At 66.9% G+C, this 10,905-nt stretch carries 14 protein-coding genes; 6 read left to right on the forward strand and 8 right to left on the reverse strand.

Going from position 1 to position 10,905, the window contains the following annotated elements; translation table 11 throughout:
- Positions 1-276: 276 nt before the first annotated feature.
- Positions 277-888, forward strand: a complete 612-nt coding sequence (locus tag ACI944_RS07025; protein ID WP_411718342.1) for a hypothetical protein — start codon at positions 277-279, stop codon at positions 886-888.
- 81 nt (positions 889-969) lie between these two features.
- Positions 970-2,037, forward strand: coding sequence for an ArsA family ATPase (locus ACI944_RS07030; RefSeq protein WP_411718343.1), 1,068 nt, complete (start codon positions 970-972; stop codon positions 2,035-2,037).
- An 18-nt stretch (positions 2,038-2,055) separates the two neighbouring features.
- Here the strand turns inward: ACI944_RS07030 and ACI944_RS07035 are convergent, their stop codons facing one another.
- From ACI944_RS07035 to ACI944_RS07060, 6 genes are all read right to left on the reverse strand, one after another.
- Positions 2,056-3,357, reverse strand: coding sequence for a glycerate kinase (locus ACI944_RS07035; protein WP_411718344.1), 1,302 nt, complete (start codon positions 3,355-3,357; stop codon positions 2,056-2,058).
- A 1-nt stretch (position 3,358) separates the two neighbouring features.
- A complete protein-coding gene (locus ACI944_RS07040; RefSeq protein ID WP_411718345.1) occupies positions 3,359-4,186 on the reverse strand; it encodes an SDR family oxidoreductase in 828 nt (275 codons plus the stop codon).
- Positions 4,187-4,235: 49 nt separating this feature from the next.
- Positions 4,236-4,973 (reverse strand): endonuclease V, encoded by a 738-nt coding sequence (locus ACI944_RS07045; protein ID WP_411718346.1) that lies wholly within the window; start codon positions 4,971-4,973, stop codon positions 4,236-4,238.
- The gene (locus ACI944_RS07050) at positions 4,974-5,951 is read right to left on the reverse strand and encodes a rhomboid family intramembrane serine protease (protein ID WP_411718347.1); all 978 of its coding nucleotides are present in this window, start codon (positions 5,949-5,951) and stop codon (positions 4,974-4,976) included.
- A gap of 119 nt (positions 5,952-6,070) precedes the next feature.
- Complete coding sequence (locus ACI944_RS07055; protein ID WP_411718348.1) at positions 6,071-6,310, reverse strand: hypothetical protein; 240 nt, start codon at positions 6,308-6,310, stop codon at positions 6,071-6,073.
- 43 nt (positions 6,311-6,353) lie between these two features.
- Positions 6,354-6,536 carry a hypothetical protein gene (locus ACI944_RS07060; protein WP_411718349.1) on the reverse strand — a complete coding sequence of 61 codons (183 nt, stop codon included), beginning with the start codon at positions 6,534-6,536 and terminating at the stop codon, positions 6,354-6,356.
- Between the two features lie 124 nt (positions 6,537-6,660).
- Here ACI944_RS07060 and ACI944_RS07065 point away from each other — a divergent pair, with 124 nt between their 5' ends.
- The 3 genes from ACI944_RS07065 (at position 6,661) to ACI944_RS07075 (ending at position 8,561) form a co-directional block, all read left to right on the forward strand.
- Entirely contained in the window at positions 6,661-7,314 is a 654-nt protein-coding gene (locus ACI944_RS07065) for a uracil-DNA glycosylase (RefSeq protein ID WP_411718350.1), read from the forward strand.
- A 23-nt stretch (positions 7,315-7,337) separates the two neighbouring features.
- Positions 7,338-7,766, forward strand: coding sequence for an HIT family protein (locus tag ACI944_RS07070; protein ID WP_411718351.1), 429 nt, complete (start codon positions 7,338-7,340; stop codon positions 7,764-7,766).
- Positions 7,767-7,853: 87 nt separating this feature from the next.
- Positions 7,854-8,561 carry a ParA family protein gene (locus ACI944_RS07075; protein ID WP_411718352.1) on the forward strand — a complete coding sequence of 236 codons (708 nt, stop codon included), beginning with the start codon at positions 7,854-7,856 and terminating at the stop codon, positions 8,559-8,561.
- Here the strand turns inward: ACI944_RS07075 and ACI944_RS07080 are convergent.
- Positions 8,554-9,048, reverse strand: a complete 495-nt coding sequence (locus ACI944_RS07080; protein ID WP_411718353.1) for a hypothetical protein — start codon at positions 9,046-9,048, stop codon at positions 8,554-8,556. The two genes, ACI944_RS07075 and ACI944_RS07080, sit on opposite strands and share 8 nt — an antisense overlap.
- Before the next feature lie 213 nt (positions 9,049-9,261).
- Between ACI944_RS07080 and ACI944_RS07085 the strand changes: the two genes are divergently transcribed.
- Positions 9,262-10,047, forward strand: coding sequence for a lysostaphin resistance A-like protein (locus ACI944_RS07085; protein WP_411718354.1), 786 nt, complete (start codon positions 9,262-9,264; stop codon positions 10,045-10,047).
- A gap of 105 nt (positions 10,048-10,152) precedes the next feature.
- Here the strand turns inward: ACI944_RS07085 and ACI944_RS07090 are convergent.
- Positions 10,153-10,905 (reverse strand): amidase family protein (locus tag ACI944_RS07090; protein WP_411718355.1); only part of this gene is annotated, 753 nt, incomplete at its 5' end.

The raw sequence follows: 10,905 nt of genomic DNA on the forward strand, positions 1-10,905 counted from the left end.
CCCCGGGTTCGGCCAGGTGGGGGCGTTCGGGAGGTATCTGTTTTTCCGACCCTCGAAACTACCGTGGTGCTTTTGATGTGGATCGGGTGCCGCAAGATCATCCCTGTTCTGGCGGTGGTCGTTTCGCCGGCTAACCGAAACCAACCACGAACGTAGCGGTAACGAGGAATAACGAACGACGGTATAGATCTATATTCCCCACCCGATGTATCCTGATGGTATCTAATGGTATTCTCCGACACTCTTATGTACTCCGAGGACGTTGTTACAGTTACGATGAGCGAATACAGCACCCCGATGTCAGTCGCGTTCGACTTCCAGCGCAGCGCCGTCGAAAGCACCCACGAAGCGATCGAGAGCAGCGTCGAGGCACAAAAGCAGGTCAACGACGCCATGGTCGACGGCTTCGGTCCCGCCCGCGACGCCTCCGAGCGCAGCACCGATCTCGTCCGTTCGGGCATCGACTCGTACTTCGACGCCGTCGACTCGGTCATGCCCGCCGGCAGCGGTGTCGACGAGGTACACGAGATGATGCACGACCAACTCGACATGCTCGAGGAGAGCCAACACGAGGCCATCGACCAACTTGAGAACAGCCTCAACGAGGGCACCGAGTCGGCCGAGGAGATGCTCGACGAGTTCCTCGCGGCACTCGGCGACCAGATCGAGAGCCTGCTTGAGGCCCACGAGGACTTCGAAGGCCAGACGCTCGACGCCCTCGAGGAACTCGAGGAGACCGTCGAGGAGATGCAGTCCGAGGTTGAGGCCCGCGGCGAGGAGATGCAGGAGCAACTCGAGTCCCAGGCCGAGGCGATCCAAGAGCAACTCGAAGACGTGACCGAGAACGTCCAAGAAGCCGCGACCGAGACCGCCGACCTGTCGGCCTAACCGCTTCGGACACACTCGCACTTTTTTTGCCGCCACGATCCGTACCGACGGGTACACAAACGGCCGCCCCCCACGGCCGGTATGAGCGAACTCACCGTCGAGGCGGTCGACTCACTCGAGGCGACGGATCTCCCCGCCGGCGTCGACGCCCCGGAGTACGTCCTCTACGGCGGAAAGGGCGGCGTCGGCAAGACGACCTGTGCGGCCGCGACGGCGCTCTCGAGCGCTCGTGGCGACACGCCCACGCTCGTTGTCTCGACCGACCCGGCACACTCGCTGTCCGATACGCTTGACACGAAAATCCCCGCCGAACCGACGCGGATCCGCGACGACGTGCCGCTTTTCGCCGTCGAGATCGACCCGGAGGCAGCCGAGGGACCGTTCGCCCCCGGAGGCGAGGGAGCCGAGGCGGGCCCGTGGGGCGACGACGGCGCAAACGACGGCCCGCTCGGCGGCCTCGGCGAACTGCTCGGCGAGGGCGGCCACCCTCTCGGCGGCAGCGCGATGCCCGGGGCCGACGAGGCCGCCGCGATGCAGTTGCTCATCGAGTATCTCGACGACCCCCGCTTCGGGCGCGTCGTCGTAGACACCGCACCCACAGGCCACACCCTCCGGCTGCTCGAACTCCCGGAGGTAATGGACTCGATGGTCGGCCGGTTGCTCTCGATGCGGGAATCGATCTCGGGGATGGTCGGGAGCCTGGGCGGCCTTTTCGGCGATGACGACACGACCGAGGCGGACGCGGCGAGTCTCAACGAGCTCTCCTCGCGGATCGAGCGCCTTCGAGCCGCCCTTCAGGACCCCACCAGGACGGACTTTCGCGTCGTGATGATCCCCGAGGAGATGAGTGTGACCGAGAGCGAACGGCTTGTCGACCGGCTGGAAGGGTTCGACATTCCCGTCCGGACGGTCGTTGTCAACCGGGTCAGCGAGGACCTCGCATCCGTTGCGGACCTCGACGCCGACTGGTTCGTCGCCCCTGACACCGAGCACTGCGAGTTCTGCCGGCGGCGGTGGGAGGTCCAGCGGGAGGCCCTCTCGCGGGCCCAGGAACTGTTCCGCGGTCGGGAGGTCAAACGCGTGCCGCTATTCGCGGAGTCGGTCCAAGGCGAGGCGATGCTCGCGGTTGTCGGGCACTGTCTCGACTAAGGGGTGAAGCGAAACCGGTTACTCGGGGATCACGAGTACCCGAAGATCGTTGACGTTCGTGCCGGTCGCTCCCGTCCGTAGGAGGCCCTCCCGCGATTCGAGGAAGCTGTAACTGTCGTTGTTCGAAAGCGCCGCGCGTGCGGCCTCCGGGTCCTCGACCGTTCGGGCGTCGACGAGCGCGCCCGCGGCGTCGGTGCTGCCGTCGCCGCCATCGGTGTCGACGGCACCAAGCACGGCACCGTCGGGAATAGCCATCGCGGCCGCGAGCGCGAACTCACCGTTCGGGCCGCCGATCCCGTCGCCGGTCACGTGAACGGTGGTCTCCCCGCCGGAGAGGATCACTGCGGGCGGTTCGACCGGATCACCGTTTCCGGCGGCCTCGGCGGCGATTGCGGCGTGAAGCCGGCCGGCCGCCGTCGCCTCGCCCTCGATCCGCGTCGAGAGGATACACGTCCGATAGCCCTGCGTCGACGCAAGTTCGGCCGCCGCGTCGACAGCGTCCCGGCCTGAGGCGACGATGTGCGTGTCGACGTCGACATCAGCCGGCCCTTCGGGCGTGGTTTCCCGAAGGAAAGACTCGATACTCGGGACGGCGACATCGTACCGGCCAAGCACCTCGAGGGCAGCATCGGGGTCCGTCCCGGTCGGGACCGTCGGTCCGCTGGCGATGACCGACGGCTTCCCGCCGACGACATCGCTGACGAGGACCCCGATCACCGTCGCCGGGGTCGCCGCGGCCGCGAGGCCGCCACCCTTGATAGACGAGCAGGCCCGTCGGACCGTGTTGATCTCGTCGACCGAGGCGCCGCCGTCGAGGAGGCCGTCAGTGACCGCCTGTAGATCGGCGACCGATAAGCCCGCTGCGGGCGCACACAGCAGCGCGCTGCCGCCGCCGGCGATCACCCCGATGACGAGGTCGCGTTCGCCGGCGGCTGCGGCGCGGTTGAGGACCGCCCGTGCGCCCGCGACGCTGCCGTCACCGGGCGTCGGGTGTTCGCCCTCGAGTACGTCGACCCGACCGGGATCGACGGTCCGTTCGTCCGTGACTACGACGCCGCCCGAGAGCCGGTCGCCGAGCAACGACTCGAACGCCGCTGCGAGGTCGGCGGCGGCTTTGCCCCCGCCGACGAGCAAGATCGAGTCGTGCGCCGTGAGGTCGTACTGGGCGTTCCCGACGGTCAGCGTCCCCTCGCTTTCGTCAACCGAACAGTGGCGAGCCACCGCCCGTCGTGGGTGTGCGGCGTCGATACCCGCCTCGAGACACTCGAGTGCGAGTTCGTGCGCCGGCGAGTCGGCTCGCGTCCCGGAGCGGTCGAACATCTCAGGACCCCAAGCGCCGGATCACGCCGAACAGTCCATCGGCGACCGGATCGGGGAGGTATCTCGCGTAAGCGAGCAACTGCGCGGCGCGACCGACGACGTACCGCGGCTCCGGGTCGGTCGAGACCGCCGCCTCGACGATCGCCTCGGCGACCTCGGCGGGGTGGACGGCGATCGGGCTGTCGCCGCCGAGTAGGGTCGCGTCCTCCTGAAAGGCGTAGAGGTCCTCGTAGGCGTCGGTTCGATCAAGCCGACTCAGTTCATCGTCGACCCGGTCGCGAAACGCGGTCGTGACGGGGCCCGGCTGGACGACGCTGACGTCGATCCCGAACAGCTCGAGTTCCCGCCGCAACGAGTCGCTGTACCCTTCGATGGCGTGCTTCGACGCCGAGTACGCCCCCATGCCCGGCGCGGCGACCCGGCCGGCGAGCGAGGAGACGTTGACAATCGTGCCGCCCTCCCGCTCGCGCATGTGTGGAAGCGCCGCCCGGACGAGCCGGTGGGGACCAAAGACGTTTACATCGAACTGCTTTTCGAACAGGTCGTCGTCGATGTCCTCAAGCGGGCCGTGTTGGCCGTAGCCGGCGTTGTTGACGAGAGCGTCGATGCGGCCCTCCTCGTCGATGACCCGACCGACAACCCGGCGAACGTCTGCGTCGTTGCGGACGTCGATGGTGCCGATGTCGCAGCCGGCCTCCCCGAGCGTCTCGATGTCGGCGGGGTTTCGCGCGGTGGCGTAGACCCGCCACTCCTCGTCCAAGAACGCGTACGCGGCGGCCCGGCCGATGCCGGACGAACAGCCCGTGATCAGTACCGTCCGATTGCTCATACGGATCGCTCGGGGGGACGGTAGTTATGCGTTGATGTGTCGAGGCTCCTCACCGGTGGGCTTTCAGTTCGTCGGCGTACGCGTCGGCCAGTCGCGTCGGCCGGGGGAGTTTGTACTCGCCGCCGCAGGCGGCCACGCAGTCGGTTGCCGTCCCGGCGGCGAGGCGGTGTCCCGACGAGACGTAGAGGGGATTGATCTTCGTCGAGTTGGGGTACTGTCGGCTCTGGTAGGCGTGTCCGACGACGGTCCCGTCGGGTGCGCTCATCGACCCGTCGGCCTCGATCGGGACGCGTTCGCCCGCTCGCAGGGCGTCCGTCGCCCGCTTGGGCTGGCCACAGAGGAGGTTCTTCGCGACGCCGACCGCAGGGACGTCGAAGCAGACGCCGACGTGGGTCGCGATCCCGGCCTCGCGGTAGTGGATCCGGCCGCTGCCGTCGAGGACGAGCAGGTCCGGCTCGGCATCGAGGGACTCAAGCGCCGCGACGATCGGTTCGCCCTCGCGGAAGGCGAGCAGCCCCGGTACGTACGGCATCGACAGCGGTGTGACGGCGCTTTCGCGGGCGATCACTTCTCCGCCGCGGAGGACGACGACGGCAGAGACCGCCCGCTCATCGAGAAACGCCTGGTCGACCCCGGCGACGACGGCGTCGCCGGAGCGGACGTCTGCAGGCGTGACCCCGGCGGCGTCCTCGAACGTCGCCTCGGTTGCGATCTCGGCCTGGAGCTGTTTCATCGCCTCGCGGGAGTCGGGGCGTGTCGGCCGGAACCGCTCGGCGACAAGTTCCATCTACGGGAACCGTCCCGGGCCACCGGGACCGCCCGGTCCCCGCCCCGGCCCGAGGTTCAGCTGTTTCGGCCCGCGACCGATCCGGTCTTTGATCCGGTTGCCGTACCACAGCCCGATCACGAGGCCCACGAGGTGGGCAAAGTGGGCGACACCGTCGAGAATGCCTCCGTTGGCGACAAACGCGAAGATCGAGAAGGCCGCAAAAAGCACCGTCAGCGTCCGGATCGACATCGGGACGATGAAGAAAAGCAGAACCTTCAGATCCGGGGAGGTGACCGCCAAGACGCCCATGATCGCCATCAGCGCGCCGGAGGCACCCAGGACCGCCACCGCCTCGCCGGTCACCAGGCCGACGCCGACCTGTCCGAGACCGGCGAGGATGCCGCTAACGAGAAAGAGAGCGGCGAACTTCCGCGAACCGACCTGCCGTTCGACGATCGGCCCGAAGAAGTACAGCGCAATGGCGTTGAAAAGCAGGTGGCTCGGCCCGCCGTGCGAAAAGACCGAGATGAGCCACGTCCAGACGTACTCAGGGTGGACTGTGGTGAGGGTAAAAATCTGCCCCCACGCGGTGGTGCCGGGGTTGACGCCCGGTGGCGGCAGGCGAATCCCCACAATCGGCGCGAGGACGTACTGGAGGCCAAAAACGATGACGGCGATCGCGAGGAAGAGATACGAGAGATTGTTGCGGAAGTAGCTGAGCGGGCCGCCGGGGCCGGTGTTGAGCCCGAATCGACCGAGGAGACCGCCCGAGCCGGCGCCGCCTTGACCGATGCGTCCGCCTCTTCCTCCCTGACCGCCGCCTTCGACCGAGTCGTCGAAGCCGCTGTCGAAGACGCCGTCTGGATCGTTCCAGCTTTCGAGGCCGGGGCAGTTGTGATTCTCCGGGAGCCGGTGTTCGCTGCAGTAGGTCCCGCCGCAGTGCCGGCAGTTGTACGGCATGTTCTCGTCACTGCCACAGGCGTCACACGTCGCCATTATTGTTCAGATGCCCCCGCCGGGCAAAATCGTTTGGATGCGTTTGGGCCATCTGGGATCTGTGGAGCGGGCCTTGGCTATCGGGCGTTCGAGCGACCTCCCCTGTGGGTCGGCTTCGGCTACTGGGCGTCGTCAACAGTGTTTCGCACACGCGGCAGAAGCTCCTCGGCCCCCAGCGCGACGACTCCGGCGTACAGCGCGATGGCGCCCATGATCGCGAGCCAGATCGCGAATTTCTGGTTGCCGGCGGCGAGGTAGTCGGCGCTCGTCAGTTCGGCGAACACGCCAGCGACGGTGAACCCGGTCGCCGCGACCGCGTAGGCGGCGAGTTCGAGGACCGACGCTAGAATCTCTTTCATATCCCCGGTAGTGTCATCGACGTATAAAAGGCTGCCGGGAACGCTACGAGCCGATTTCGACGACCACGTCCGACTGCAGCCACATCTCCGGGTCCTCCCGGTCGTAGATTACGACCTCGCCGTTGTCGAGAGAGAGGTGAGCGTACCGTTCAGAATCGAGCGCCGTCTCCGGTGGATCGATCGATTGGCGGGTCGGTTCGTCCGTGTCCGCGGGTGCGTTACTCATTGACATGTATCTCGAGACGGTGTAGCGGTATAAGCGTTCGGCTGAGGGTCCGCTAGGTATATATACTCTACTAGCACGGCTAGAGTCGAAACCCTGGAGCCCGAGGCTCCCGGAACGGAAGTCAATGACAACGTTTCCCGACCCGGAGAATCGACGCGAACTCGCCGCGGACTGCCGCCGGTGTCCAGCCCTCGCCGATGCTCGGACGCGGATCTCGTGGGGCGTCGGGGCGGACGACGCGACGCTCGCCGTCATCGGAGAAGCGCCGGGCGCGGGCAACCCTGACGCCGACCGCTGGCGGGGCGGCAACCACACCGGAATGGCCTACACCTCTCGTCACAGCGGCCGACGGATTCGGGGGCTCTTCGAGTCGTTGGGCTACACTCCCGACGAGCTGTACTTCACGAACGCGGTCAAGTGCTTCCCGAGCGACGGGTCGGGGTCGAACCGTGAACCAACCGCCGAGGAGCGGTCGAACTGCCGACCGTACCTCCGCTCGGAACTCGACGCGGTCGATCCGACTGGAGTCGTCCCAACCGGCCGCCACGCGACGGCGTCGCTGCTCTCGGTGGTCGATCGTTCACTCGATGGGTTCCTCGACGCCGTGTTGACGCCGATCGAGACCGACCGGCTACCGCCGATCGTCCCCGTGTTACACCCCTCTTACCGGGACGTCTGGGCGGCCCGGCTCGGGTACGACGCCGAGGGATACGAACAGGCGGTCGGCGCGGCGCTTGAGGCGGTCGGCGCGGGTCCGACACGGGATCAAACTTCATAGGGACGCCGGCCGATCTTACGGACATGTCGGACCCGACCATCTTCGAACGGATCATCGACGGTGACATCCCCGGACACGTCGTCCACAAGACGGAGGCCGTCGCAGCATTTCTCGACGCGAACCCACTCACGCCGGGGCACACACTCGTCGTGCCAAGGGAGCCGTACACCAGACTCCGGGACGTTCCTCCGGACGTTTCGGCCGATATCTTCGGAGCCGTCCGGACGCTATCGCCCGCCATCGAGGACGCGGTCGACGCCGACGCCACCACAGTCGGCATCAACGACGGCACGGTGGCCGGGCAGGAGGTTCCCCATCTCCACGTTCACATTGTCCCCCGCTTCGAGGGCGACGGCGGCGGCTCTATCCACACGGCCGTCGGCTCGTTCGCCGATCTCGACGACGACGAGATCGCCGATATCGCCTCGGACATCGAAACACGACTCGGATGAGACCGCTCAGGGCCCCCAGTTGCGACCTCCAACACGGCCGGTGACCCGGACGGCACGTTTTTATTCGATGCCGGTGGCACCGAACATATGTCCGAAACGATCGCGTTCGTCGGCGCAGCCGGCGGCGTCGGGACGACGCGACTGACGCTCGAATGCGGGCGGTTGTTGGCCGCTGATGGGGTCGACACCACAGTCCTCGATGCCGCCTACGGCACACAGGGGCTCTCCGACCAGGTCGCTGGCCGGATCGCCCCCGACATGACGGCGCTGTGTCTGTCCGAGACGCCGCTTGAGGAGGGCCTGATCGATATCCCCGGCGAGCGGGCGGGGCGGCTTTCCGTTTGTCCTGCTCACGCGTCGTTCGAACGCCTCGCGCGGGCGAAGCGCCCCGACGCCGCCGAACGGTTCGGAGAGCGGATCGAGGCGGCGGCGCGACACGCCGACTGCGTGCTCGTCGACACCCCGCCGCTGGCGACGAACCCGGCCGTCGCCGCGGCCACCGCGGTCGAGACGGTCGCCGTCGTTTGTGACGGCGACCGGGCCGAATCAGCCGTACCCCGAACGGAGGATCGGCTGGCTGACATCGGGGTCGACGGCTCGACGACGCTGCTCACACGGACATCGTCACATCCGGACGCTGATGTGGCGGTCCCGGCGTTCGAGTCCGCGACGACGGCAACGACGCCCGACTCGCCCGCCCGCGACGCGCTCGCTGACGCGGTCGAGGTGCTAACTGGGATCCGGATTGAGCGGTCGGAGCCGTCGGGGCTTTTCGGGCGCGTTCCCTTTAGATGAGATCATCGAGGTCGCTCCTGGCGTCCGCGAGCGGGTCAGCTATCGACGTTGGAGTGACCTCAACGATGGCCGCGTCGGCGCCGTCGATCGGGTCGTGGGTGGCGACGTACGCGCCGAGGGCGAACTCCCGGTCGCCGAGGCCCGACAGCGTTCGGGCTTCTGTACGCGATATCTCGCCGGCGAGCCAGTCTTCTAACACCCGGTTCGCCGTCGGCGTCAACGGGTTAATCGGCTCGCCAAGCAGGTACAATACCTTTGCCGCCGTCGTCCGTGGAACGCCAGCGACGGCGGCGGCACGCCCCACGCTCGCCCCCTGCGTGTAGGCGTCGACGACTGCCGCCGCACGCTCGGAGCAGCAGGGAAGCCGCGGTTCGAACTCGGCCAACCGTTCGGCGAGTGGGGCGTCGGTCCCGTCGGTCTCGGCAACGCCGCGGTCCCGCTGCTCTGTCGTCACCGCAAGCCCCGCGGCGATCTCCGACAGCGTCATACATACTGTTAGTATGTGCCTGGTTAATAAACGTACGGCCGCCGAGTGGACCGGCGTGATCGGATCCGGTTGACACCGTGGGTCGGGGTCGCCGTCGGGCGGCAGACGCAAAATACTGGATCGGTTGGGAGTCGACATCCGAAAGAGAGTTTGGACGGCGCCGATCCGGCCGCGGTCGACAGGGTATTTGACCTTCCGGACGTACATTCGAATATGTCAATTCGCTCGCGGACTCCGGATCCCCTCCTCGCGGTCGGCGTGGCGCTCGGGCTTGCGGCGATCGCCTACGGCGGCGGAAACGTCGCCGCCTACGCCGTCGCCACCGGGTTGGGGTTTCTCGGCATCGATCCCACGCCCAGACAGGGGTTCGTCCTCTCGGTGGTCACGCTCCAGTTGGTCTTTTTCACCGGCGTCTCGCTTCTGTACCTCCGCTATCGCGGGCTGACGCCGGCCGATATCGGTGTCCGCACGCCGACGCTTGAAGGGTGGATCGTCCTCGGTGTCGGCTTCGTCTCGATGATCATCCTCTGGCTCGTCGGCTCGATCGGCAGTTTCGTCGTCGGCCAGCGCCTCGGTATCGAGCGCGAGTCGCAGGCGATCTTTGAGGTCGCCCAACAGGACCCGCTCATTTTCCTCCTGTTGGGCGTCTTTTCGCTCCTGATCGTCGGCCCGACCGAGGAACTACTGTTCCGCGGGATCATCCAGACCCGCCTCCGGGAGACGTTCGGCGTCGCCGCCGGGATCACGCTCGCAACGGCGCTTTTCGCGGTTATTCACATCGCCGGGTTCGGCAGCATCGGCGCCGGCTTACTGGGCGTCTCGGTGCTTTTTTTCGTCGGCTTCGTGTTGGCGCTCTCCTACGAGTACACGGACAACCTCGTCGTGGTCGCGCTCATGCATGGCCTGTTCAACGCGACGCAGGCGGCGATGGGGTATCTCGGCGTCCGATACGGCGACCCCGAGGCTACGGCGGCCGCGATCGGGCTGTTCATTTTATAAGTAGCCCCCGTCCGATACGGTCTGTTGCCTCCAATTTCGGTCTGTCTTCCCCAGTCTCGCTCCATCGCGCGTCAATAGCACCCTTGCAGGCCCACCTCGACCGCCTCAGGCTAGCGCCGATCCCGCACGAATGAGCGTTGCCTCCCCGAAGGCGGGGCCGACCAACTGAAGACCGACCGGTCCCTCGTCGGTTTCGCCCGCCGGGACCGAGATGGCCGGCAGGTTCGCCAGATTGACCGGGACGGTGTTCGCGTCAGCCAGGTACATCTGTAGGGGATCGTCGAGGCTCTCGCCGCGCTCGAACGGCGGGACGGGCATCGTCGGCGAGGCGAGGACGTCGACAGATTCGAACGCCTCGTCGAAGTCCTGTTTGACCCACGCGCGGGCGTCCTGAGCCTTTTTATAATACTTGTCGTGGTAGCCGGCCGAGAGGGCGTACGTGCCGAGCAGGACGCGGCGCTTGACCTCTTCTCCGAAGCCGATCTCCCTGGCGGCCGCGAACGACTCGTTCCAGTTGCCGTCGCCCTCCCCGGACTGCCCGTACCGTACGCCGTCGAAACGCGCGAGGTTCGAGGAGGCCTCCGACATCGCGATGACGTAGTACGCTTGCACCGCGGTCTCGACCGAGGGCAACGAGACCGCCTCTGTCGTCGCCCCTTTCGATTCGAGCGCGTCAATCGCGTCCTCGAAGACCGACCGGACGCCCTCGTCAGCGCCCTCCAGCAACTCGGTGGGGACCCCGACGGTGAGCCCCGAGATATCGCCGTCGGCGGCGGCGGCGTAGTCGGTATCCACCTCGGCCGGCGGTTCCCGCGTCGTTGCGTCGTTCGGGTCCTCCCCGGCGAGCACCTCGAGCAA

This window comes from Natronomonas sp. (assembly GCF_046710025.1).
Classification (GTDB): Archaea; Halobacteriota; Halobacteria; order Halobacteriales; family Haloarculaceae; genus Natronomonas.

Coding starts and splice junctions, on each gene's coding strand:
- ACI944_RS07050 (WP_411718347.1), bottom strand. CDS start 5,951: ATGGCGACGTGTGACGCCTGTGGCAGTGACGAGAACATGCCGTACAAC.
- ACI944_RS07025 (WP_411718342.1), top strand. CDS start 277: ATGAGCGAATACAGCACCCCGATGTCAGTCGCGTTCGACTTCCAGCGC.
- ACI944_RS07060 (WP_411718349.1), bottom strand. CDS start 6,536: ATGAGTAACGCACCCGCGGACACGGACGAACCGACCCGCCAATCGATC.
- ACI944_RS07040 (WP_411718345.1), bottom strand. CDS start 4,186: ATGAGCAATCGGACGGTACTGATCACGGGCTGTTCGTCCGGCATCGGC.
- ACI944_RS07045 (WP_411718346.1), bottom strand. CDS start 4,973: ATGGAACTTGTCGCCGAGCGGTTCCGGCCGACACGCCCCGACTCCCGC.
- ACI944_RS07085 (WP_411718354.1), top strand. CDS start 9,262: ATGTCAATTCGCTCGCGGACTCCGGATCCCCTCCTCGCGGTCGGCGTG.
- ACI944_RS07075 (WP_411718352.1), top strand. CDS start 7,854: ATGTCCGAAACGATCGCGTTCGTCGGCGCAGCCGGCGGCGTCGGGACG.
- ACI944_RS07030 (WP_411718343.1), top strand. CDS start 970: ATGAGCGAACTCACCGTCGAGGCGGTCGACTCACTCGAGGCGACGGAT.
- ACI944_RS07055 (WP_411718348.1), bottom strand. CDS start 6,310: ATGAAAGAGATTCTAGCGTCGGTCCTCGAACTCGCCGCCTACGCGGTC.
- ACI944_RS07035 (WP_411718344.1), bottom strand. CDS start 3,357: ATGTTCGACCGCTCCGGGACGCGAGCCGACTCGCCGGCGCACGAACTC.
- ACI944_RS07070 (WP_411718351.1), top strand. CDS start 7,338: ATGTCGGACCCGACCATCTTCGAACGGATCATCGACGGTGACATCCCC.
- ACI944_RS07065 (WP_411718350.1), top strand. CDS start 6,661: ATGACAACGTTTCCCGACCCGGAGAATCGACGCGAACTCGCCGCGGAC.
- ACI944_RS07080 (WP_411718353.1), bottom strand. CDS start 9,048: ATGACGCTGTCGGAGATCGCCGCGGGGCTTGCGGTGACGACAGAGCAG.